The following is a 24,087-nucleotide window of genomic DNA, read 5'->3' as shown; positions in this document are numbered from 1 at the left end:
TTTATTTTCCTTTGATATATTGAATTTGTATGGCCGATTGATTTAAGCGGCTTACTGCGTCGAGGTAAGCAAGCCTGGTTTGTATGGCTGCTGATGTATTCTGGATGTATTCGATATAGCCTATCTCGCCCAGATTGAAAGATACTTGCGCTATTCTTAACTGCTCATCGGCCTGTTTTAATCCGCCGCCGGAGGTGTAATATTCTACCGCCTGTTTGAATTTTTGATATTGCTGCAACTCCTGTTCATATTGGGTGCGGAGTTGCTGACGGGTTTGGCGGTAATTGATCTCGGCCACCTGAGTGGCTATTCTTTCTGAACAGATCCGTGCCGTGTAAGCCTTGCTAAAAACAGGTACGGAAATTCCCACCTGGAAACCGCCGATGCGCGTGCCCGGCGAGTAGCTCCGGTTGATGTTGGCCGGATTAAACCCCGCGATGAGCAACTGCTGGTTATATCCTAAAGTAAAATCGGGCATCAGGCGCGACTTTTCAAGAGCCACCTTTGCCCTGGCCACTTCCACTTGCCGGAGACCCATGCCTATCTGCGGGTTATCGGCTATATCGGTCGTGTCAGACCGGAGATCAAGCAATATAGGTAAGGCGCTTTCGCTCAGCGTCACGGGTTCATCCATATTCAATAATTGCTGCAGGGCCAGCTCATTACAGCGAAGGTCGGCTTGTGTACCTATCCGCAGGGCTTGAATTTCCTGGTACTTATTGCGCGCGCTGATCACTTCCAAAGCGGATGTTTCACCTGTTTTACGTCGTACCTCCGCTTTTTTTACAAAGCCGGAATAAATACTATCCTGATGGTTCAAAACCTTTAGCATTTCCCGGTTCAGGAGATAAGCATACCATGCGCTGCGTACCTGCTTCACAATATCAGCCTTTGTTACCGCGCCCGAGCTTTCGGCCAGTTGCGTCTGCTGATTCAGCAATTTCCGCTGATTTTTGTAAAGCCCCGGCCAGGCAATGTTTTGCGTTATGCCAATGCTGTTATCAATATTGCCGCCGCTTGTTGGGTCCTGGGTAAGCAGAAATTCGGTCTTAGGCAGATCGGTTGATGATTTTTGTAATGCCCGGGCCTGATCTACTGATAATCCGGCAGAGCGCACCTTCAGGTTTTGACTTAATGCTTTGGCTATCGCGCTATCCAGCGTTAATGGTACGCTTTGCTGCGCATTTGCTCGGGATGTACCGGTAATGACCACTATGCCCGCGATCAAAATAGTTGTTACCGCTTTGGGCAATTTTATTTTGCCTACCTCTTTCCGGTTAAATAATAGGTACAGGCATGGTAATACAAACAGGGTTAAAAATGTTGCGGTAACTAAGCCGCCTATGACTACGGTAGCCAGCGGCTTTTGTACTTCGGCACCAGCGCTTGATGACAGGGCCATAGGGAGGAAACCGAGCGAAGCAACAGAAGCGGTCATGAGTACCGGGCGTAACCTTGTTTTGGTGCCTTCCAGTACGCGGTCATAGATGTTGCCCATACCTTCTTCTTTCAGCTGATTGAAGTAGCCAATGAGCACAATGCCATTCAATACCGCAACCCCAAACAGGGCAATAAAACCAACCCCCGCCGAAATACTGAAAGGCATACCGCGAAGCAATAAAGCCGCTATCCCACCCATGGATGCCAATGGAACAGCCGTAAAAATGAGCAGGCTTTCCTTAACCGAACGGAAGGTGACATAGAGCAATATCAATATAAATAACAAGGCTGCGGGCACAGCGATAGCCAATCGATTTTTGGCCGCTTGCAGGTTTTGAAACTGCCCGCCATAGGTCATGTAATAACCACCGGGTAGCTTTATCCTATTAGCCAGTTTGTTTTGAATTTCGGTTACGGTTGATTCCACATCGCGGCCCTCTACATTGAAGCCCACATAGATGCGGCGCCTGCCGTCCTCACGGGAGATCTGGGCCGGGGCATCTTTGATACCGATATCCGCTACCTGGTTCAGCGGTACTTTATTGCCCGATGGTAAGGGGATCAGCAGGTTTTCCACGTTGGCAATGTTTTCGCGCAGGTTGCGATCCATGCGAACTACCATATCAAAACGCTTCTCTCCCTCAAATACCACACCGGCCACGTTACCGGCAAAGGCTGTTTTTAGGATTAGATTCACATCGCTGATATTTAAGCCATATTGGGCCATCCTGTCGCGGTTATAGGACACCTGGATCTGTGGTAGGCCGATCACCTTTTCGATATAGGGCTCGGTTACACCTTTTACTGTCGAGATCTCCTTGGCTATCTTGTTGGCTTCATTAGCCAGTACATCCAGGTCTTCGCCATATATTTTAATGGCCACATCCTGCCTGATGCCGGTCATCAGCTCATTAAAGCGCATTTGCATGGGCTGTGAAATGGAGGCGTGGATGCCAGGGATCTCTTCCAGCGCGGTTTCCATTTTTGCAGACATTTCTTCCCGGGTCGTGGCGCTTTTCCATTCAGCTTTTGGTTTCATCGCCAGCATCATATCTGCCCGTTCAATGGGCATAGGGTCGGTCGGAATTTCAGAACTGCCGATACGGGTAACCGCTTGTTTAATCTCCGGGAAACGGTCCTTCAATAATTTCTCCGCTTTTCCGAAAGTTTTAACCACTTCAGAAAGCGAGGTGCCTTGCATCATCGAGATCTCCACGGTGAGGTCGCCCTCTTCCAGTGTAGGGATAAACTCGCCGCCCATGCGGCTGAAGGCCCATATCGAGATGCCAAATAATATAAAAACTACCGATACAGTAAGTAGCTTAACCTTTAAAACAGCCTCCAGCGCACGCTGATAAATGCGCTGTAAGAAATTGATGATATGATCAGAAATATTGGTTTTGTATACTGTTTTCTTACTCAGGAACAAGGCGCTGGCCATAGGTACATAGGTGAGCGATAGGATGAATGCGCCCAAGATGGCAAAGGCCACGGTTTGCGCCATCGGTCTGAACATTTTACCTTCAATACCAATAAGGGATAACAGCGGGAGATATACAATGAGGATGATGATCTGCCCAAAAGCTGCTGATTTCATGAGCTTACCGGCGCTGCTTTGTACTTCGATATCCATTTGTTGGGTACTCAACTTTTCGATAGCATTCTTCTGATATTGGCCACTGGTAATATGATGCACCACGCTTTCCACAATAATTACTGCGCCATCCACAATAAGTCCGAAGTCGATAGCGCCTAAACTCATCAGGTTACCCGAAACATTGAACAGCCGCATCATTAAAAACGCGAACAGCATGGCCAACGGAATAACAGAGGCTACCACCAAACCTGCCCTGAAGTTACCTAACAGGAGCACCAACACAAAAATGACGATGAGCGCACCTTCCAATAGATTGCGTTTTACGGTGCCGATAGCCCTGTCAACCAGTTCGGTACGATCAATAAAAGGTTCGATAGTCACGCCTTCTGGTAAGGATTTTTTGATTTGCACCATGCGCTCTTTTACATTTTTAATCACCTGGCTAAAATTTTCGCCTTTCAGCATCAGGGTTACACCGGCAACAACTTCGCCCTGGCCATTCCGGGTTACCGCGCCATAGCGGGTAGCGCTGCCAAACTGCACCATGGCAATATCTCGTATCAAAACGGGCGAGCCTTTTACATTTTTAACAACTATCTTTTTGATATCATCCAGCGATTTCACCTGCCCCAGGCCACGGATAAAGTAGGCGTTATTAAGTTGCTCAATATACGAGCCACCTGTGTTTTCGTTGTTTTTTTGCAGAGCGGTATAAACATCCGGAATAGTCAACCCCAATGAGTTGAGCTTATCGTTATCCAGCGCAACTTCGTATTGCTTAACAAAACCACCCCAGCCGCTTACTTCGGCAACGCCTACAGTACCGGCTAACTGCGTACGCACCAGCCAATCCTGAATAGTGCGCAGATCGGTAGCCGTGTATTTCTGCTCATAGCCTTTTTGAGGATGGATCACGTACTGGTAAATTTCGCCAAGCCCGGTTGTTATTGGCGCCAGCGTGGGCTGACCGAGATCGGTAGGGATACTGCTTTCGGCTTCTTTCAATTGGGCTGTTACCTGCTGGCGTGCCCAGTATATATCAATATTGTCTTTAAAAACTATGGTTATAACGGATATCCCCGAACGGGATATTGACCGTTTTTCGACTATCCCGGCAATATTGGCCATGGATAGTTCAATGGGAGCGGTTATAAATTGCTCCACCTCCTGTGCACCCAGATTGGGTGCCTGCGTAATGATCTGTACCTGGTTATTGGTAATATCGGGTTGCGCGTCGACCGGTAAATTGGCAGCGGAATAGATCCCGGCAATGACCAGCAGCAGCGTCATGATCCCAATAGTTACCTTGTTCCGGATAGAGAACGCGATAATATGATCAAACATGAAATTTTATTAAATTAATGCGACAATCCATGCCTCGCCATACGTGATGACGGGCAAAAAAAATAAACGGGAAATTCGTATTAACCTAATTGTGGCGGCTGCCAAATGGCGATATCCTGCTCAGATAAGGCAGGAATGATCAGATCGGGATATGGAATAAAAGTATTTTGCTGAAATGATAAAACATGTACCTGGGAATCAATATCCCTGACGCTTGAACAGCAGGAACATGAACAAAGCGGGGTACAAGCCTCGCGGGTGCAATCCTGATTGCCATCATGCGCCTGCCTGATGGTGAGGTGCGATTGAGCCAATACAGCATCATCCCTATCCTGGCACGGCATTACCGAGAGGAGGGAAACGTATAAGCTTATGATGATGGCTAAATATTTCATCCAACACAAAGTTAGCTTATTTATATAAAAACTCAATGGTATTGTTTATGGTTAAAAAGAGGGTGATATTAAGATTGGTATCATAAAAAAGGGCATTACATTTTTGTAAAGCCCTTTTATTATTGTGGAGAATATCGGAGTCGAACCGATGACCTCTTGCATGCCATGCAAGCGCTCTAGCCAGCTGAGCTAATCCCCCGGATTGGGCTGCAAATATATCACATTATGCAGTAAAACAAAATCTCTTGTTAATAATTTTTTATTACCTACTCTCAATAGCAATAATATCGCCATTGGCGAATCCTCACAAAATAATAAAGTTAAGGTGATTGTAACAGGGAAACTGCCCCTTTAAAATAAGTAAAGCCCCTGATGGGCAGGGGCCTTTACTAACCAATTATAAACCTAAATTATGAGAAGACTTTTTTATCGTTTTTGTTATGGTGTAAAAGTAACACTAAGTTTTCAGATTCACCAATTTTATTTTGTAATTTTTTTGTAACATTTATCAAATACTCATTCATTTTGCATTTGATTATCAAAAATACTAATAAAACTTTAATAATGTGATAAATTTTTAATTTTTTTATTGAAATTTGTATTGGTAATAAATTGATAGGCCAATTTTTTAGTAAACCACTTTTATTTATATAGCAAAAATTAATTTTAGTGCATTTTTTGTTAAAAAAATGTTAAAACCCATATTTAATAGAGATTATTTCATTTTTAACTGGTTTTTTCATTAAAAAACCAATAAATTATTAAAAAACCTATTTTAATGAGCCTGTTTTTCAAAAAAGTAATTGTAAATCAATTCTTTTTATCAAAATATAAAACTCCATAAATTCCATCTTATTGTTTATTGTGAAAGAAAAATTACTTTAAACAGGCATCATTTTAAAAATGCTTTGTCACTTTTGCAGCAGATTTTATATTTTATTGCTCAATGACAGCTCCCGATACTTCTAAAGAACATCCGCATTTAACGCCGCTTACCTTATGGATCATGACAATCGCCACCGGCTTGGTGGTGGCCAATATCTATTACAATCAACCCCTGCTTGCCGATATCGCGCACACTTTTGGTATAACGGATAAAAAAGCTCAGCAACTATCCCTGTTTACACAAATTGGTTATGCCAGCGGTTTGTTGTTTATTGTGCCCCTGGCAGATATGGTAAAGCGTAAGCAATTGATATTGTTAGATTTTATCCTGGTTATTTTTGCATTGCTCATCAGCGCGCTTGCTCCATCTATATTAGTATTAACCATTGCCGGCTTTTTATTGGGTTTATCCTCTATTATACCACAATTACTGATACCGATGGCCGCTCACCTGGCAAAACCGCATGAGCGGGGTAAAAAGCTGGGTTTTGTGATGAGCGGATTGCTGATCGGGATATTGCTTTCGCGTACCCTAAGCGGTTTTATAGGTCAGCATTTTGGCTGGCGGAGCATGTATTATATTGCTACCGGTTTAATGGCAGCCATGTGGCTGATGATATTTTTCTTTTTGCCCGAGGTAGAGCCCGATTATAAAGGCAATTATAAAAAATTGATGCACTCGCTCATTCATCTAATAAAAACGCAGCCTAAACTACGCATGGCCTCTTTCAGGGGGGCTTTGTGCTTTGCCGGATTCAGTGCCTTTTGGACTACCCTGGTATTTTTGTTAAAGCAGCCTCAGTTTAACGAAGGAAGCGCGGCAGCCGGCGCCTTTGGATTGGTGGGTGCCTTTGGTGCGCTGGCAGCAGGATTGATGGGCCGCCTGAGCGATAAAATGAATCCTTATAAGCTGTCGGGCTATACTTTATTACTGGTGCTCATCTCTTATATTATTTTTTACTTCTCCGGCAGCAGCATTGCCGGGCTCATTGTTGGCGTAATTGTTTTAGATATGGGCGTGCAGGCTACCCACATCTCCAACCAGTCTATCATTTTTGCCTTGATACCAGAAGCCCGCAACCGGCTCAACACAGTATACATGGTATCATATTTTATAGGTGGCGCATCCGGAACATTCCTGGCCAGTTTGCTCTGGAAAAATTATGGATGGGCAGGCGTATGTGCTATTGGCGGCGGATTAGCACTTATCGCGTTAGCGGTACACTTCATTAACTATAAACGAAACGTCCGGAATTAGCGGTACTGTACATATTTGTTCGGTTAACGTACGTTTTTGCAATGATGCATACCGGTTACTGTCTAAAAAAATGGATTTTTTTATCTGAATAAAAGCACCTCAAATACAGTCACTTACATTTAATTGTAAATTTTTTTAGAGATTTTAATGACTTTTTTGGCGCGAAATTAATTTTTTGGCACTGATTTGGAATAATAGTTATTAAATGTAACTGTCATGAAAGCTACAAAGAAAACCATTAAGGAAGAAGAGAAAGAATGGGAGAATCCGGTAGAGCCGACAAAAACATCAGATGAACGTGATGAAGAACAGATACTAAGGCAATACAAGGAAGCCAAGCGAAGGAAAGATAACCTGACCGAAGACGACGATAAAAGGAAAGACTAAAAGAAAATAAAATATACAAAAACTAAAACTATGAAAAGCACCAAAAAACCATCGATCAGCAAGTTAGTAGCTAATTTTGATAACCAGTTGAAAAGGATCATCATGAATGACCTGAAAGCGATTAAAGGCAAAACACCTTTATTGCCAACAGCAGCCTAATTGTATACAAACTACAACATTAACCTATAACATATTACATTATGAAATCCTATAAAACACCATCTGCAAGCAAATTAATAGCCCGCTTTGATAATCAGTTGTTAGATATTTTATTGGAAGACCTTAGAAATTTCAGAGCGAAGAACAGATTTAAACCAAGCCATCAACGGGTTGTTGCACAGCAAACACTGTCTGCAGCCTGATCAATATATATTACATCACACCTATGAAAACGATAGAGCCCTGCAAAAACAGGGCTTTATTTATTTGCAGCGTATTTTACAATGAGAGCGGCGGTTTTGGCAGATGCGCCGGGCTGGCCCATACGTATGTCCAGTTCAGCATAATCAGTTAGTACTTTTTGCCTATGCTCTTTATTATTGATCAGCAGATCAACCTCTTCACTGATCTTTGATGCAGTACAGTCTTCCTGGATCAATTCTTTCACAACACCCTTATTCATGATGAGGTTAACCAGGGATATAAAATCTAATTTAACCAGCATGCGTGCTACGGCAATAGTGAGCGCGTTGCCTTTGTAAACAACCACCTGCGGTACATGAAACAAGGCCGTTTCCAATGTGGCGGTACCTGATGCTACAACAGCCGCATGGGCATGGCTGAGCAGATTGTAAGTAGCATCAAATAATACCGGAATATTTTTGCCATTTAAAAACTGATCATAATAATCCTGTTTAAAAGATGGGGCGCCGGCTATTACAAATTGATGCTCCGGAAAACGTTCAGCAATGCCTATCATATCGGGCAGCAGGTTGCTGATCTCCTGTTTACGACTGCCGGGTAACAGCGCAATGATTTTTTTGCCGATAAGCTGATGCTGTTGCAAAAAGTCGGGATCTGGTTTAAATGCGGCAATGGCGTCAAGCAGCGGATTGCCTACATAATCCACATCCATGCCCCAGGTTTTGTAAAAATCAACCTCAAAAGGCAGAATGCAGAAAAGGTGGTTCACTATCTTTTTGATCTTTAGCACCCTTTTTTGGTTCCAGGCCCAAACCTTGGGCGAGATATAGTAATTTACTTTTAAACCGATGGTTTGCGCGTATGCGGCAATTTTGAGATTAAAGCCGGGGATGTCGATCAGGATAAGTACATCCGGCTGCCAGGAATGAATATCCTGTTTGCACTGTTTGATGTTTTTAAGGATGGCTGGCAGATTCGCGATCACTTCTACAAAGCCCATGTAAGCCATTTCACGGTAGTGTTTTACCAGGGTACCACCTTCTGCCAGCATCAGGTCACCACCAAAAAAACGGAACTCGGCATCGGGGTCAAGGGCTTTTAGTGCTTTCATTAAATTGGCCCCATGCATATCGCCCGAGGCTTCGCCGGCTACCAGGTAATATTTCATCGTATGGGCTGCAATTTAAATACAAATATCGCGAGCATAAATATAAAGGTAACCGCAGCTATACCGATCACCGCTTTATCCATCTTATTTTTACCATACCAGCGGATAATTATAAGATTGAGGCCAATAGCCACCAGGTAGGGTGTGCCTGGCTTATTAAACAATAAAAAATTGCCTTTTAACAGGTACAAAAAAATGAACAGACTTATGGCAGGTAATATAGCTCCGTAAATTGTGCCTGCGGTTACCGTATTATGCTTAAACATTAAATTTCCAATTATTTAAATAAGGAATAGCATGATGTGCCGTCATATCAAACTGAACGGGCACAACCGATACATAATTGTGCTCCAGGGCCCAAACATCGGTATCTTCGCCGCCATCATTTAATTGAAAAACACCGGTAAGCCAATAGTAGGGCCGTTTATGCGGATCGATTCTTTCGTCAAATTCCTCGGCCCATTTTGCGGCCGCCTGACGGCACACTTTGATACCTTTGATATCGGGAGTATTCGGGAAATTCACATTGAGCAACGTAGCCGGCGGAAGATTGTTAGCCAAAACCTGCAAAGCCAGTTCTTTAATATATTTAACGCAATGACTAAAATCGGCTTGCAACGTGTAATCATCCAAAGAAAAACCGATGGATGGGATACCCTCAATAGCACCTTCAACAGCGGCCGACATGGTACCGGAGTACAACACATTGATAGAATTATTTAAACCATGGTTGATGCCGGATACACACAGATCGGGCTTTTGGCCTTTGAATATTTTATTTACGGCCAGCTTTACACAATCAACCGGGGTGCCTGAGCAGCGGTACATTTCAACGCCTTCATAAAGATCTACCTTATCTAAACGCAATGGTTTGCCTATGGTAATGGCGTGTCCCATGCCTGATTGCGGGCTATCCGGTGCTACCACTACTACCCGGCCAATTTCGCTCATGGCTTCCATCAGCACTTTTATACCAGGGGCGGTTATGCCATCGTCGTTTACAACAAGTATGGTTGGTTTCGCATTATTCATGCTGCGAAATTACTGATATTTTGGGGGATGTGGGGGAGAAAAAAGGGGGAGGTGTATCCCTCACGTCATTGCTGTAAGGCGCGAAGCAATCTCTACTTAGGCAGGTCCCTAATACTAAGCAATTCGCTCTTTCCCCCGTTGCCTGTGTCCTCACAGGCAACAATGCAAATCGCCTGTGAGGACACAGACGATGGTTAAAAATCTCAGATTCATGATCGCGAATATCTCTGTGGAAGAAAACATAACCTCTTTATTTTCAGTATGTATCAAGCTGGTCAAAGGAGATATATAGGAATAATGGTGAACTTTTTTGCAATTTAATATTTCCGGTAAAAAAATTAAATCTATCACTATCAATCGATTAAATTTACCGGTAAGCACAATATCCTAAAACATTTTTGAAATCAATTATTTTGAGGTATATTGCCTTAAATATCAGATAATTGAAAAAAGCCACTGGTCCAACAGTAGCTTTTAAGTTTCATGTTCTGAAGAATGGTAACTCGTGTAACTGCGATTGTATTACCAGACAAGAAGGTATGTGTTCTCAACGTAAGAGTTGATGTAAAAGAATAGATGTTGTCCCTCTTCTACCCAGCCTTTTGTTTTTTCTTCTATTCCAAATATAACAAATTAGTTATAAATTATGAATTTAATTTTATAATTCTTCTACCACCAATAGCTCCATCTCCATTTTAAACTTGCTTAACTCTTATTTCTTGACTTCTAACTATATTAGTTATATTAGCTATAATTTAATTGGTCAGCTTAGTATATAAATGCCGAATTTGCTTGCCGCTATGCTTATTCAATAATAGATTCTTCGTTCCTCAGAATGACAAATGAATTTAGCTGTTAGCCGTCTTACTCCTCCGTTAAAATAGTAAACTCAAAATCAAGCGGTTCAAAATGGCGGATGAGCTCATCGATGAAGGATTGTCCCCATTTTACATACATCAAGCCAAAATTCTCGGTACGTTCCTGTAAACTGTCTTTCGGAAAGAGTTCAGCTTTTACTACGGATAACTGCTCCAGTCTTACCTCATAGTTGCGTTTTTCGGCGCGGATCAGTTTCTTTTCGAGGTTATCAACCGCGTGTTTCAGGCGGGCCTGTACCGCAGCTGCCGAGGGCGACAGTGTCGGGTCGATCTTATACGAGCGTAGTTTTATCTTTTCAAAAACGGCGGTCAGTTCGCGCCATTCGCCTTCCAAGGAAAGGTTATGGTCGCTGTGTTTTTTTATCCATTCGGTTTGCAGGGCATCTGTTTGCTTAAACAGCGCGGCCACATCCAGATCCATGCGCTCAATTTTGGCCGCTTGTTCTTTACGGACCACCAATGCCGAGTTACGCAAGATCAGGATAGGGAAGTCAATCTTGTAAAAATCAAAGTTGGATTTAAGTTCCAGCCAGTAAACTATTTCAGCGCCACCACCTATGTAGGCGATGTTGGGTAAGATGCATTCCTGGTAAAGGGGGCGCATCACCACATTCGGACTAAAACGCTCCGGGGATGTAGCAATTTCCTCTTTTAGTTCGGCTTCGGTAAAACGGATATCAGTATTCATCACCTGGTAGCTGTCCTGCTCAAAAACGATACGCTCGCGCAGCTGGTCCTTCAGGTAAAAAAAGTTGATCTCGCGCGGATTAACCTGTATGTGGACACCCAACTTTTGCAATTGTTCGTTGGTGATGGTTATATTTTTAAAGCTGTTTTGATGGATGATATCCTGCTCCATGATTGGGGCGAATTGCTGCTTAAACTCGTGGTCGTCGGCATCAATGATCACCAGGCCGTATTGACCAAACAGCGCGTTTACCAGGTAGCGGGTAGCATCGGCCAGTTTATCAAAACGGGTATAGGCGGTTTCTACAATTTCGGCCAGTTCTTTGGAATGACCTTCCATGCCCAAAACACCCTTGTATTGGTTTAGCGCCTGGCGCATGGTATCTGGATTGATACGCCCGGTAGCGCCCGAGGCTTCGTACCACCAGTGTACTTTTTTACCACCAATATTGGTGTAATTAATCTCGGCAAAGTCATGATCTTCACTGGCCATCCAATAAACAGGCACAAAGTTTTTATCAGGGTGAATCGCTTTTAATTGCCGTGCTAATTTTATAGCGGTAGCAATTTTATAAAGGAAATATAGCGGACCAGCAAAAATATTAAGCTGATGACCGGTAGTTATAGTATAAGTATTATCGAGTTTTAGGAGTTGCAGGTTTTGAGCTACAAGAGGTTGTACGTTATATGTTGTATGTTGTACGTTAGCTTCATTACTTCCGGACTTTCCGACTTCTAGACTTCCGGACTCAATTCCATATTGCTTTGACAGTACACGGTGCAAAATCTCCCGATCGGCAACAACTTTCTTGTTTTTCAACAGTTCGGCAAAGCCGGCCATATCCGGGCGGTGACTGTAAAAAGGTTTCAGATCGGCCCGGTTCTCCAGGTAATCAATAACTGTGGGCGAAAAAAATCCGGTGTCTTTATAACTTGTACAGGAGGCTTCCATCTGTAAGCATTATTGAATTTGTGAGTTAGTGATTTAGCGATTTAACTCCGCTAAAAAACGTACGGAGCCCAAATGTAAAATCATTAGTGGTAATGCGCCACAAATTAGCATTATTTTACAATTTGTCCATAAAGGTCAAAGTCTTCGGCGCTGTTAACTTTCACATTTACAAAGCTTCCAACAGTAGCGTAATCAATGCTGGCATCGATCAATACTTCGTTATCCACCTCTGGCGAATCAAATTCGGTGCGACCTACAAAGTAATCACCATCCTTTTTATCGATCAATACTTTAAATGTATGACCAACTTTTTCCTGATTCTTATCAAATGAAATACCTTGCTGAATTTCCATAATGGCATCGGCGCGGTCCTGTTTTACTTCGGCAGGAACGTCATCAACCAGAGAGAACGCATGTGTTTTTTCTTCGTGCGAGTAGGTGAAGCAGCCCAGACGGTCAAACTTAGTTTCTTCCACCCATTGCATCATTTCTTCAAAATCGCGCTCGGTTTCGCCGGGATAGCCAGTGATGAGGGTGGTACGCATAGCAATACCCGGTACCCTGTCGCGGATCTCGTTCACTACATCTATTGTTTTTTGTTTGGTAAGCCCGCGGCGCATAGATTTCAGCATATTATCGCTGATGTGCTGCAAAGGCATATCCATGTATTTGCAAATGTTATCACGCTCGTTCATCACATCCAGTATCTCCATCGGGAAACCGGAAGGATAAGCGTACTGCAGCCTGATCCATTCTACACCGTTCACATCACTCAGGCGGCGCAGTAATTCATCCAGATTGCGTTTGCCGTAAAGATCAAGACCATAATAGGTAAGGTCCTGGGCTATCAGTATCAGTTCCTTGGTGCCGTTTTTAACCAGGGCCTGCGCGTCTTTAACCAGTTGGTCGATCGGAGTGCTCAGGTGCTTGCCGCGCATCAGCGGAATAGCGCAAAAGGAACAAGGGCGGTTACAGCCTTCGGCGATTTTAAAATAAGCGAAGTGCGATGGGGTGGTCAATAAACGCTCCCCAATGAGTTCGTGCTTATAATCGGCTCCTACGGAGGTTAATAAATTTTGCAGATCGTTGGTACCAAAATAAGCGTCTACATTGGTGATCTCGGCTTCCAGCTCGGGTTTGTAACGTTCACTCAGGCAGCCGGTCACAATTACTTTCCCTACCTTGCCTTGCTCTTTCAGTTCGCTGTATTGCAGAATGGTATCGATAGATTCCTGCTTGGCATTATCTATAAAGCCACAGGTATTGATCACCACGATATCGTTTTTACCAACTTTATCGGCCTCATGCACCACATCAAACTGATTGCCTTTAAGCTGACCCATCAATATCTCTGAGTCGTATATATTTTTGGAGCAGCCCAAAGTAACCACGTTTACACGTTGTTTAACTGGTTTTGCTGTTGGCTTATCTAATTCTTTCGTCCTCATACGCTATCAAATCGTCATTGCGAGGCACGAAGCAATCCCCAACTGTGCAGATCCGCTCTGTAAATCGGGGATTGCTTCGTGCCTCGCAATGACGCGTTTTTTATCTTTTATTGTTTAAACAAACTATTTACAAACTCCGTCCTGTCAAACAGCTGCAAATGTTCTACACCTTCACCCACACCTATATATTTTACCGGGATCTTAAACTGATCTGAGATTCCGATCACTACACCGCCTTTGGCTGTACCATCCAATTTGGTTAAAGCCAGGGCGTTAACATTGGTAGCTTCGGTAAATTGTTTGCACTGCTCTATGGCGTTTTGCCCGGTTGAGGCATCCAGCACCAGCAATATCTCATGCGGGGCGCCGGGAATTACCTTTTGCATTACATTTTTGATCTTGGTCAGCTCGTTCATCAGGCCAACTTTATTGTGTAACCTGCCAGCCGTATCAATAATAGCTACATCATCACCTGCTGCCACTGCCGAACGCAGGGTATCATAGGCTACTGATGCCGGATCGGATCCCATAGCCTGCGCCACTACCTTTACACCAACACGCTCGCCCCAAAGTTTGATCTGGTCGACAGCTGCCGCGCGAAAGGTATCCGCCGCACCCAAAACTACCTGGTTTCCCGCTTGCTTTAGCTTATGGGCCAGCTTGCCAATGGTGGTGGTTTTACCTACACCGTTAACGCCAACCACCATAATTACATAAGGCTTGTGGTTACCGTATTCAAAGTTCCGGAAATCGTTGCTGTTGTTTTCGGCCAGTAATTGCTGGATCTCGTCTTTCAGCAAGTTGTTCAGCTCGCCGGTGCCTACGTATTTATCGCGAGCTACGCGGGCCTGGATCCGCTCTATGATTTTGAGGGTAGTACTTACGCCAACATCAGATGTTACCAGTACTTCTTCCAGCTCATCCAAAACGTCATCGTCAACGGTTGATTTACCGGCAATTACCTTGGTGATCTTTGAAAAAAAGTTGTCCTTGGTTTTTTCTAACCCGGTATCAAGCGCTTGCTGCTCTTGCTGTGTATTTTCCTTTTTCTTAAAAAAATCAAATAATCCCATAAGCCTCACCTAAATCCTCTCCAAAGGAGAGGACTTTTATTAATAGTTTAAAATTAAATTATTAACTCTCTTTTGTCATCATCACTTTTACTCCCTCTCCTTTGGAGAGGGCCGGGGTGAGGCATAACAAAAAAAGCCCTCTCGTAAAAACAAGACGGCTTCTATATTTTGATCGGCAGTTATTACAGTGTTTTACCTGCAATTGCATCCTTAACAAAATCGTTAGGGACAATTTGTGTTTTAAATGAATAAGCACCGGTTTTTGGTGATTTATTCATGGTGATCACTTTTGAATATTCTTTGCCTTTACCTGCTACTTTCAGTGTTGCAACTACTTTCTTTGCCATGTTGTTTAATTATTGAGTTAGTGAATTATTGAATTAGTGATTTCAGCTTTAAACTTAAATCAACCATCAATTGAATCAACTAATTATTTAATTTCTTTGTGAACTGTTACTTTACGTAAAACCGGGTTAAATTTTTTCAATTCTAACCTTTCAGTTGTATTTTTTTTGTTCTTGGTGGTAATATAGCGAGACATGCCTGGCATACCGCTTGTTTTGTGTTCAGTACACTCTAAAATTACCTGAACCCTGTTGCCTTTTTTTGCCATTTTCTTTTTATGTTGTACGTGTAGCCTCACGGCTTACGCAATTTTTCAAATTATATATGTACGCTTTATGCCTTACGTATAACGTAAAACCTCAAACGTACAGCCTACTAAATGTATCCTTTTTTTACAAATTTATTGATACAAGCGGTAATACCATTTTTAGTGATGGTTTTAACAGCTGATGTAGATACCTTTAAGGTAATCCATTTATCTTCTTCAGGGATATAAAACTTTTTAAGTTTTAAGTTAGGATGAAACCTGCGTTTTGTTTTAACGTTTGAGTTAGAAACGTTATTACCTACAATAGATCCTTTTCCTGTTAGATCACAAATTCTTGACATGACAAATATTTTTAATTATCAACCCTTTATTCAAAAAGAGTTTGCAAATATCAGACTTTTAAATCAAATATTCAAGGGTGTTTTTAAAATATTTCAAATTCTTTTTAAAAGCAGGCATTCGCTTTGACGCCAACCTGTTAACTGTAATGAAAATACTTATTAAATTTTTTTAATAAGTGGCGTTTTTAATTTACACTTAACACATAAATTACTAATTTACGCCCTCCATTAAACCATTATGAAGATTACATCATTTGACGAATACAAGCAGGTTTACCAGCAAAGTGTTGAACAGCCTGAGCAGTTTTGGGCCGGCATTGCCGATAATTTTTACTGGCACAAAAAATGGGATAAGGTGCTGGACTGGAATTTTAAAGAACCAAGCGTAAAATGGTTCCAGGGCGCTAAACTCAACATTACCGAAAACTGCCTTGACCGTCACCTGGAAACCCAGGGCGATAAACCCGCTATTATATGGGAGCCAAATGATCCGCAGGAAGATCATCGCGTATTAACTTATCGTCAGCTGCATGATAAGGTTTGCCAGTTTGCCAACGTACTTAAAAATAATGGCGCCAAGAAAGGCGACCGTATTTGTATTTATATGCCAATGGTGCCCGAACTGGCCATCGCCGTTTTGGCCTGTGCGCGTATCGGCGCCGTTCACTCGGTAGTATTTGGTGGTTTTTCGGCCCAGTCTATTGCCGACAGGATCAATGATGCCGAATGTAATATCGTGATCACTGCCGATGGCGGTTTCCGCGGTAATAAAGATATCCCATTAAAAAATGTGATAGACGATGCTCTTGTACAGTGTAAATCGGTACAAAAAGTAATTGTATTAACCCGCAGCCGTACGCCGGTATCCATGATAAAGGGCCGCGACGTTTGGTGGGAAGATGAAGTAAAAAAAGTAGAAACGCAAGGTAACCCGCAATGCCCCGTTGAAATAATGGATGCCGAGGATATGCTGTTCATCCTGTATACTTCGGGGTCAACCGGTAAACCAAAAGGTGTGGTACATACCTGCGGTGGTTATATGGTATATGCCGGCTATACATTTGCCAACGTATTCCAATATAATAAAGGCGAGGTGTATTTTTGTACTGCTGATATCGGTTGGATCACCGGGCACTCTTATATAGCTTATGGTCCGCTGTCACAAGGTGCCACTACTTTAATGTTCGAGGGTGTGCCTACCTATCCGGATGCAGGCCGCTTCTGGGAAATAGTTGATAAGTATAAAGTAAACATATTATATACGGCGCCAACAGCCATCCGCTCACTGATGAGTTTCGGCGAGGAGCCTTTGAAAGGTAAAGACCTGAGCTCGCTCACCAAACTGGGATCAGTAGGCGAACCCATCAACGAGGAAGCCTGGCACTGGTTTGATGAAAAAATTGGTCACGGTAATTGCCCTATTGCCGATACCTGGTGGCAAACAGAAACCGGCGGCCTAATGATATCGCCTATCTGTAACGTAACCCCAACCAAACCAGGTTATGCCACTTTACCATTACCAGGCATTCAGCCTATTTTGGTTGACGAGAACGGTAAAGAGATAGAAGGTAACGGCGTAAGCGGCAACCTGTGTATCAAATTCCCATGGCCGGGTATGCTGCGCACTACTTATGGCGATCATGAGCGCTGCCGCACCACTTATTTTGCTACTTACGAAAATCTGTATTTTACAGGCGACGGCTGCCTGCGCGATGAAGATGGCTATTACCGTATAACCGGCCGTGTGGATGATGTGCTGAACGTATCCGGTCACCGTATTGGTACTGCCGAGGTGGAGAATGCCATTAACATGCACAGCAGCGTGGTTGAATCGGCTGTAGTGGGTTATCCGCATGATATTAAAGGACAGGGTATTTACGCCTTTGTGGTATGCCCTAAACATCATGCAGATGATGACCTGACGCGTAAAGATATTATGATGACCGTAGCGCGCATTATTGGCGCTATTGCCAAACCCGATAAGATCCAGTTTGTAACCGGATTACCCAAAACACGCTCTGGCAAGATCATGCGCCGCATATTGCGTAAAATAGCTGAAGGCGATACCTCTAATTTAGGCGATACCTCTACCTTGCTTGATCCGGCTGTGGTTGATGAGATCAAGGCGGGAGCTTTGTAGGTTGAGAGGCCTATAAAAAGGCAGAACAGGCTTTGTTGAGAAATAGCATGATGCAAAGTCGACTCACCGGTCTACGCTTCGCTGGACCACCCTCTCTCCGGCTTTGCCGCAAAGAGGGTTGAGAAAAAGAAAGAAAAAAATCCCCTCTATGCGCGAAGCGGAGAGAGGGGTGACGAGCGCAGCGATGTCGGGGTGAGTCGATACCGCGCGTTTGATTTTTCATGGGCTATTCCCCTTTGTAGGGGGAGCAAAGATATTTGGATCAAGGAACAAGGACTATCTTGAAAATCAGAAATTAAAAACAGATGCAAGGAATTAAGAGTAAAAGATCAGGGAAAATAAAGTACCGGGCTTTTCTCCTGGTTCCTTGCATCCTTATTCTTTTATCACTCTCCAACCTGGCATTCACCTCAAAACCATCCGGTAAATACCGGCTCGATTTTTTTACCAAACATAACCAGTTTTACCTCTGCGATTCTGCTTATAAAAGTAATACCGGTTCCAATACTTTCTGGACGCCTGAGGCTTATCACGACAGATTGGGTGTTGATTACGATATCCTGGGCATTGGTATTGAAAGTTACGGCCATGTAAAAGCCGACCTGGAAATACTGGATAGCGCCGATCCTCAAACAGATTTCAGCCAGTATGATCATGTGGTCGAAGCCGGCATCACCATTCAATCGGGTTTGTTGCAGGTACTTAATTTTCCGGATTATAAATCATACCTCAAGCTCATCATCAAACCTGGCAAATATCGCGTAAGAGTTTATTCGTCCGCTTTAAGCAATGTGGATCCGGAGGCCGATGAAGGCCAGGATCATTATAAAATTACGATGTGGCCTGATAGCCGAATAGAACGCAAAGTACTCAAGCAGTTTGTGAAAAAGTAACTACAACAAACAGCTCCAGTAAACCCAGGCAATAAACAAAAGCTGTAAGGGTATCCGGAACCATAAATACGCTGGCCCGGGGCCGTCAAACGTGCCTTTTTCCATATTGATATGTTTCATAGCAGCATTGATATTAGCCGGGGTAAGCACAATAAAAAACAGGATAAGGCACCAGGCCGTCAGTGTACGCGTAGTCGGAATAAGCAAACCCGCGGCTGCTGCTATTTCTATAACGCCGGTAATATATACCACTTGTTTTTTGTAGGGGATAAATGAGGGCATCATCATAGCCATGCCCTGAGTGAATTTGAAATGGCCGAGGGCGGTAAACGCCATCATTACGGCTATAGCTATCTGGGCGGATAGTTTTATATTAAAATCACCGGATAATTTAGTAACTACGAGGCCTATACCAAAGGTGCCGAGCAATATGATCAATACTTTCATGTGCGTGTTTTGTTTGATACAAATGTGGATATACCCCGGGCAACAAACAATGAACCTAAGTTAAGTAATGCGCCGGCGGATCCGGCTTAACCCCTGTGGTGTAACGCCGATGTAGGAGGCAATATACTTTAGCGGGATTTGCTTGATGAGCTGCGGCTGCTCGGTAAATAAATTCAGATAACGTTGTTCGGCACTATCATTTAACAGGGATAGCTCGCGTTTGGATTTGCTCAGAAAGATAGCTTCACTGGCGTGGCGACCGATGGTTTGGCCAGCTTCCGTATCTTTATAAATAGACTGCAGATCATCATAAGTTAATCGCCATAGTGTGGTATCAGTTAATGCCTGGATCTGATAGCGCGATGGCTGCCGGGTTAAAAAAGAATCGTAGGCGCTGATAAAGCTATCGGCAAAAGCAAAGGTAAAGGTTACGTCATTCTCGTCTTTTGGGATATAATAACGCGCGATGCCCGTTTCTATAAACGATAGGTGATTCTCCGTTTGTCCGGTTTTTAAAAGCACCGCTTTCTTCGGAAATTCATGCCTGGTCAACTTCGACGAAAACAGCTGCCAATCCCTATCGCTCAAGGGAACTATGCGCTCAAAGTATTCCCGTATTTTTTCCATAAGGGTGAAGATAGGGACTATGGATTATCTTGCGAAATGGTGTCTTTAATAGTTTTAAAAATCTGTCATTTCCTTTAGATTATCATGGTTCAGGTGTCATCGTGATTTCTATGATAAAAGCAAAGGATTTTTAATTCCCTCCCCACGGGCTACTGTGTGTACACAATGCACTAATAGTTAAAAAAAGCTGCTCCAGAGGAGCAAAATGTCGGTAGAAATAATAAAATTCAATCCTCTTTTAGTGCTGTAGGTACTCAACTAACCTGGTTGACGTCTCTTGATGCGCCATTATTTGACCTGCAAAGTTCAATAGTGACGTACCTACGGCACGTAAACTTCTTTTGATTCTATTTCTACCGACATTAAACCCCTCTGGGGGTTTATCAAAAAGATGTCTACACCCAGTAGCCCCATGGGAGGGGCGCGTAGGGCGGGTGTAATGGCAGGGAGGGGTTTTTACGCGATGATCATCCTGTTCCATAAACCCCTTCCTCCCCCTTCCCAAGGGAAGGAATCGCACAGGGCCTTGGCTCTTTTGATGGATGTCATGCTGAACACCGTCGAAGCATGGTGGGCAGGCCTCTGCACTCTACCCTTCGACGGTGCTCAGGGTGACACCCCATCCCCTCAAGTGTCTCTCGAAGAGGACCCTGAGGCCGATGTCAGGCATCTACCGGATCCATGATATTTTTCATATTACGGGCTATCTCTATATCCGGACTCCGGTATTTATACTCCGGAATGCTGGCCAGCGATGAGTCATGTACCTGTTCCCCAAGACCATAAAACTGTTGAAAGCTCATGATAAGCGGGCGCCATTTGTCGGGGTCAACACGGTTAGGGTCGCCATTCATGGTGATGGATTCCTCTAAGTAAACCTGTACTATTTTTAGTTCCATGGTCACAATGCGGCCGCGTTGTTGCTCGTTGTCTTCGCCAATGGGATGGATCTCGGCTACATGGGCTTCCATTTGTACCGGGCATTCCATGGCCCGCGGTGCGGCCACTTTTTGCGATGGCACAGGTGTTAGCCCTGCAACGCCGAACTTATCGGGCTCATAATAATAGCCCCTGCCTTGTTTGGCCTGGGGTACCGGGTTCATGCCGGTTTTAAGCGCCAGGTTATTAACGGCCTGCACCTCATTTACCGATGGCAGGTTTAAAACACATTGCCCGGTACGCCGCAGATTTTGCACCGTTTTGGAGGTGGTAGCCATACCGATGATACAACGCCAGCCCAGCCAGAAAACAGAGGATATGGGTGCTAAATTATAGGTTCCATCCTCGTTCAAAGTACTGATGAGCACTACCGGGGTGCCGAAGTATAGGATGGCGGGTTCGCTTATTTTATGCATGATGATACATTTTGATGATTGTTGAATACGCTTATTTGCTTATTCAAAATTGCCAAATGATACGCCTCCATGAAACCCGGAACTTGCGGTGTTTGATCAGCCTTGCGTCATCATGAACATGAAGGAGGGATGTCATGCTGAGCTTTAGATAAAAGCAAAAAGCTTTTGATTAAGAATTCATTTTAATTCCCTCCCCACGGGGCGCGTAGGGCGGGTGTAATGGCAGGGAGGGGTTTGTACGCGCGATGATCATCCTGTTCCATAAACCCCTTCCTCCTCTTCCCGCAATGTCATTAAGTTAAGGAATTTTGCAAACCCCCATCGGGGTTAAAGCTTTGTAGAAAAAAGGCAATTTCCAATTCAGTGCCGTAGGTACTGCACTCTGGTTGCATACCTACGGCATGCTAAATACTCGCCCCTTGTTTGCTACAAAGCTTTTACTCCTACGGAGTATCTTAACTTAATGACATTGCCCCTTCCCCAGGGAAGGAATCGCACAAGGCCCTGGCTCTTTTGATAGATGTCAAGGAGCGCCGTCGAAGCATGGTGGGCAGGCCTCTGCGCGCGTTCTTCGACAAGCTAAGACTGACGGGCCTTTTTCGTTATCCATGATGAGCCTGCTTACTATCCTGAGGTGCTTCCTTTCTGTCGAACATACCATAATCACGTACCACATGGGCTATCCGTAAATGATAGTCTTTAAACACATGATCGCGGCCTTTAGTCTGGGCATCCCGGTGAACTTCCACATTTCGCCATTGTTTTACGGCTTCCTCATCGCGCCAAAAGGATAAGGACAATATTTTACCCGGATCGGTCAAACTCTGAAACCGCTCTATCGAAATAAAGCCATCAATAGTTATCAGCGTTGGTTTCAGATCGGCGGCTATGTCCAGGTATTCCTGCTTTTTGTTCTCCGGAGGCATCACTTCAAAAATTACGGCTACCATTTTATTTGTTTTGGTTTTAGATGATGTTACAGATCAAAGGTACCGTAGTTTGATGAGGAATATTTCGGGTTGGGATGAAGTGTGGGGAGAGCCTCACCCAACCCTCTCCAAAGGAGAGGACTTTAAAATATTTTTTTTGAAGACTCTACTTGCGCTCGTTTGCAACGAGTGCTTATTGTGGTGCGGCGATTGCATCGCCCTTGCGTTTTAAACGCAAACCCATGTTAAGCACTCGTTGCAAACGAGCGCAAGATTGGCAGACGGGGTGAGTCTTCGCGGTCAGGACAAATCTCCCGGTTTTTACTGCAATAACTTAGTGTATCAATTTTGCACCTATTTTCCCCTATTTGTTAAAAAGTGTTAAAATGACCCATTTTTGAACGTTTTTACATCAAAAAGCGATCTTTTTGATCCCTTAAATTGTTAAAATGAGTTAAATTTACTTAGTGTACGAAAATTTTGCGCATAACTTAAAGTAATCTAAACACCATCCCGTCCATATCCTCACTCAGGTGGATCTGGCAGGCCAGGCGGCTGTCCGGACCGGCATTGGGCAAGGTATCCAGCATGTCGAGCTCATTATCTGTTGGGGTAAAATATTGTTCGGGACCTTCCACCACCTGTACATGGCAGGTGGCGCACAGGGCCATGCCGCCACAGGTAGCCAGTATCTCATATTCCGACGCTTTGAGCACCTCCATTAAACTCAGGTTGATGCCCTCGGGGATCTCTACCGGTGCACGATTGCCTTCGCGGTCTTCAATAATTAAGTTGATCATAGCTAAAACTCGGTTACACCGTAAACGGTGGTGTATTTAAAACTTAGTTTTTGTTCGGGGTAAACGTATTTGAAGGCGCTTTGGGCCATCAGCGCGGCCTCATGAAAACCGCAAAGGATCAGCTTTAATTTACCCGGATAAGTATTGATATCGCCAATGGCATAAATACGTTCCACGCTGGTGCTGTAATCGCGGGTGTTTACCACAATGGCCGAAAAATCTATGTTGAGGCCCCAATTGGCAATTGGTCCTAACTTAGGGCTCAGGCCAAACAGCGGTATCAGGTTATCGGCAGCAATATGGCTTACCTCGTTATTACGATCCAATAAAGTGACCTCCTGCAGGTGCCCTTCCCCGGTTAAAGCCACCACGTTTGATTTCAGGACGAGGTCGATCTTGCCTTGTTTGGCCAGTTCAAAAACCTTTTCGGCAGCATCGGGTGTACCACGGAAGGTATCGCCCCGGTGCACCAGCGTAACACGTTCGGCCACATCGGCCAAAAATATAGTCCAGTCCAAAGCCGAATCACCACCACCGGCAATCACCACTTTGCGGTCGCGTAAAGCTTCCGGGTTTTTAACCATATAGGCCACACCTTTGCCTTCAAACTCCAGTAAGCGGTCAATTTCTGGCTTGCGGGGCTCAAAGCAACCCAGGCCACCGGCTATTACTACTACCTGACAATGTACGGTGGTACCGTCGTTGGTTTTTATAAAGTAAGAGCCATCGTCGTTTTTGGTTAATGTTTCTACCCGTTCACCTAAACTAAAAGTAGGGTGGAAGGGCGCACCCTGCTCCATGAGCCGGTCAACCAGCTGCTGTGCAGTAATATCCGGATAGCCGGGAATATCGTAAATAGGTTTGTGTGGATATATTTCAGAAAGCTGACCGCCAACCTGCGGCAGCACGTCAATTAAATGGCAGCGCATCTTGAGTAAACCCGCTTCAAAAACAGCAAATAAACCAACAGGCCCTGCGCCTATAATGCAAATATCGGTATTGATGTGTTCCATAAAAATGCTTTTTACTAAGCAC

The 24,087-nt window shown here is 44.0% G+C and carries 23 protein-coding genes and 1 tRNA gene; 6 read left to right on the top strand and 18 right to left on the bottom strand.

All coding sequences use genetic code 11. From position 1 onward, the window contains the following. Position 1: 1 nt before the first annotated feature. From ACNURT_RS24760 to ACNURT_RS24750, 3 genes are all read right to left on the bottom strand, one after another. A complete protein-coding gene (locus tag ACNURT_RS24760) occupies positions 2-4,381 on the bottom strand; it encodes a CusA/CzcA family heavy metal efflux RND transporter (protein WP_419699916.1) in 4,380 nt (1,459 codons plus the stop codon). An 80-nt stretch (positions 4,382-4,461) separates the two neighbouring features. Next, positions 4,462-4,776 carry a DUF6660 family protein gene (locus tag ACNURT_RS24755; protein ID WP_419699915.1) on the bottom strand — a complete coding sequence of 105 codons (315 nt, stop codon included), beginning with the start codon at positions 4,774-4,776 and terminating at the stop codon, positions 4,462-4,464. Between the two features lie 125 nt (positions 4,777-4,901). Next, a tRNA-Ala gene (locus ACNURT_RS24750) sits at positions 4,902-4,975 on the bottom strand. Between the two features lie 747 nt (positions 4,976-5,722). On the opposite strand from ACNURT_RS24750, the gene ACNURT_RS24745 reads away from it, so the two are divergent. The 4 genes from ACNURT_RS24745 to ACNURT_RS24730 all read left to right on the top strand — a co-directional run bounded on the left by ACNURT_RS24745 (position 5,723) and on the right by ACNURT_RS24730 (position 7,668). Beyond that, complete coding sequence (locus tag ACNURT_RS24745; protein WP_419699914.1) at positions 5,723-6,919, top strand: MFS transporter; 1,197 nt, start codon at positions 5,723-5,725, stop codon at positions 6,917-6,919. 216 nt (positions 6,920-7,135) lie between these two features. Continuing rightward, positions 7,136-7,306, top strand: a complete 171-nt coding sequence (locus tag ACNURT_RS24740) for a hypothetical protein (RefSeq protein ID WP_419699913.1) — start codon at positions 7,136-7,138, stop codon at positions 7,304-7,306. Positions 7,307-7,336: 30 nt separating this feature from the next. Beyond that, on the top strand, positions 7,337-7,465 hold the full coding sequence (locus ACNURT_RS24735) for a hypothetical protein (protein WP_370997166.1): 129 nt from the start codon (positions 7,337-7,339) through the stop codon (positions 7,463-7,465). A gap of 41 nt (positions 7,466-7,506) precedes the next feature. Continuing rightward, positions 7,507-7,668 (top strand): hypothetical protein, encoded by a 162-nt coding sequence (locus ACNURT_RS24730; RefSeq protein ID WP_419699912.1) that lies wholly within the window; start codon positions 7,507-7,509, stop codon positions 7,666-7,668. 56 nt (positions 7,669-7,724) lie between these two features. Here the strand turns inward: ACNURT_RS24730 and lpxB are convergent, their stop codons facing one another. The 9 genes from lpxB to rpmB form a co-directional block, all read right to left on the bottom strand. After that, on the bottom strand, positions 7,725-8,837 hold the full coding sequence (gene lpxB, locus ACNURT_RS24725; RefSeq protein ID WP_419699911.1) for a lipid-A-disaccharide synthase: 1,113 nt from the start codon (positions 8,835-8,837) through the stop codon (positions 7,725-7,727). Continuing rightward, entirely contained in the window at positions 8,834-9,103 is a 270-nt protein-coding gene (locus ACNURT_RS24720; RefSeq protein WP_370997170.1) for a hypothetical protein, read from the bottom strand. Before ACNURT_RS24720 ends, lpxB begins: the two co-directional genes overlap by 4 nt. Then, positions 9,096-9,869, bottom strand: coding sequence for a 5'/3'-nucleotidase SurE (gene surE, locus ACNURT_RS24715; RefSeq protein WP_419699910.1), 774 nt, complete (start codon positions 9,867-9,869; stop codon positions 9,096-9,098). Before surE ends, ACNURT_RS24720 begins: the two co-directional genes overlap by 8 nt. An 864-nt stretch (positions 9,870-10,733) precedes the next feature. Continuing rightward, complete coding sequence (gene bshC / locus ACNURT_RS24710; RefSeq protein WP_419699909.1) at positions 10,734-12,386, bottom strand: bacillithiol biosynthesis cysteine-adding enzyme BshC; 1,653 nt, start codon at positions 12,384-12,386, stop codon at positions 10,734-10,736. Between the two features lie 110 nt (positions 12,387-12,496). Then, positions 12,497-13,834, bottom strand: a complete 1,338-nt coding sequence (gene rimO / locus ACNURT_RS24705) for a 30S ribosomal protein S12 methylthiotransferase RimO (RefSeq protein WP_370997173.1) — start codon at positions 13,832-13,834, stop codon at positions 12,497-12,499. Positions 13,835-13,941: 107 nt separating this feature from the next. After that, the gene (gene ftsY / locus ACNURT_RS24700) at positions 13,942-14,907 is read right to left on the bottom strand and encodes a signal recognition particle-docking protein FtsY (RefSeq protein WP_370997174.1); all 966 of its coding nucleotides are present in this window, start codon (positions 14,905-14,907) and stop codon (positions 13,942-13,944) included. Between the two features lie 182 nt (positions 14,908-15,089). After that, complete coding sequence (locus ACNURT_RS24695; protein ID WP_076376000.1) at positions 15,090-15,254, bottom strand: DUF4295 domain-containing protein; 165 nt, start codon at positions 15,252-15,254, stop codon at positions 15,090-15,092. Between the two features lie 83 nt (positions 15,255-15,337). After that, positions 15,338-15,520 (bottom strand): 50S ribosomal protein L33, encoded by a 183-nt coding sequence (gene rpmG, locus ACNURT_RS24690; protein ID WP_022830075.1) that lies wholly within the window; start codon positions 15,518-15,520, stop codon positions 15,338-15,340. A 107-nt stretch (positions 15,521-15,627) separates the two neighbouring features. Next, positions 15,628-15,861: a 50S ribosomal protein L28 gene (gene rpmB, locus ACNURT_RS24685; protein WP_090473485.1), complete on the bottom strand. Its 234-nt coding sequence runs from the start codon at positions 15,859-15,861 to the stop codon at positions 15,628-15,630. 238 nt (positions 15,862-16,099) lie between these two features. On the opposite strand from rpmB, the gene acs reads away from it, so the two are divergent. Beyond that, entirely contained in the window at positions 16,100-18,001 is a 1,902-nt protein-coding gene (acs, locus tag ACNURT_RS24680; RefSeq protein WP_419699908.1) for an acetate--CoA ligase, read from the top strand. A 305-nt stretch (positions 18,002-18,306) separates the two neighbouring features. Continuing rightward, positions 18,307-18,894 carry a hypothetical protein gene (locus ACNURT_RS24675; protein WP_419699907.1) on the top strand — a complete coding sequence of 196 codons (588 nt, stop codon included), beginning with the start codon at positions 18,307-18,309 and terminating at the stop codon, positions 18,892-18,894. On the opposite strand, the gene ACNURT_RS24670 is transcribed toward ACNURT_RS24675, so the two are convergent. The 6 genes from ACNURT_RS24670 to ACNURT_RS24645 all read right to left on the bottom strand — a co-directional run bounded on the left by ACNURT_RS24670 (position 18,895) and on the right by ACNURT_RS24645 (position 24,065). Further along, positions 18,895-19,341, bottom strand: coding sequence for a DoxX family protein (locus ACNURT_RS24670; RefSeq protein WP_419699906.1), 447 nt, complete (start codon positions 19,339-19,341; stop codon positions 18,895-18,897). A gap of 60 nt (positions 19,342-19,401) precedes the next feature. Then, positions 19,402-19,968 carry a Crp/Fnr family transcriptional regulator gene (locus ACNURT_RS24665; protein ID WP_419699905.1) on the bottom strand — a complete coding sequence of 189 codons (567 nt, stop codon included), beginning with the start codon at positions 19,966-19,968 and terminating at the stop codon, positions 19,402-19,404. 662 nt (positions 19,969-20,630) lie between these two features. Further along, positions 20,631-21,323 carry a flavin reductase family protein gene (locus ACNURT_RS24660; protein WP_419699904.1) on the bottom strand — a complete coding sequence of 231 codons (693 nt, stop codon included), beginning with the start codon at positions 21,321-21,323 and terminating at the stop codon, positions 20,631-20,633. A gap of 602 nt (positions 21,324-21,925) precedes the next feature. Then, positions 21,926-22,273 (bottom strand): antibiotic biosynthesis monooxygenase family protein, encoded by a 348-nt coding sequence (locus ACNURT_RS24655; protein ID WP_419699903.1) that lies wholly within the window; start codon positions 22,271-22,273, stop codon positions 21,926-21,928. Between the two features lie 470 nt (positions 22,274-22,743). Beyond that, positions 22,744-23,052 (bottom strand): 2Fe-2S iron-sulfur cluster-binding protein, encoded by a 309-nt coding sequence (locus ACNURT_RS24650; RefSeq protein ID WP_370997186.1) that lies wholly within the window; start codon positions 23,050-23,052, stop codon positions 22,744-22,746. Between the two features lie 2 nt (positions 23,053-23,054). Continuing rightward, positions 23,055-24,065: an NAD(P)/FAD-dependent oxidoreductase gene (locus tag ACNURT_RS24645; protein WP_419699902.1), complete on the bottom strand. Its 1,011-nt coding sequence runs from the start codon at positions 24,063-24,065 to the stop codon at positions 23,055-23,057. Positions 24,066-24,087 lie beyond the last annotated feature (22 nt).

Source organism: Mucilaginibacter sp. NFX135, from assembly GCF_048565145.1.
In the GTDB taxonomy this organism is placed as follows: Bacteria; Bacteroidota; Bacteroidia; order Sphingobacteriales; family Sphingobacteriaceae; genus Mucilaginibacter.
This window is presented reverse-complemented; position numbering and strand designations above follow the sequence as displayed.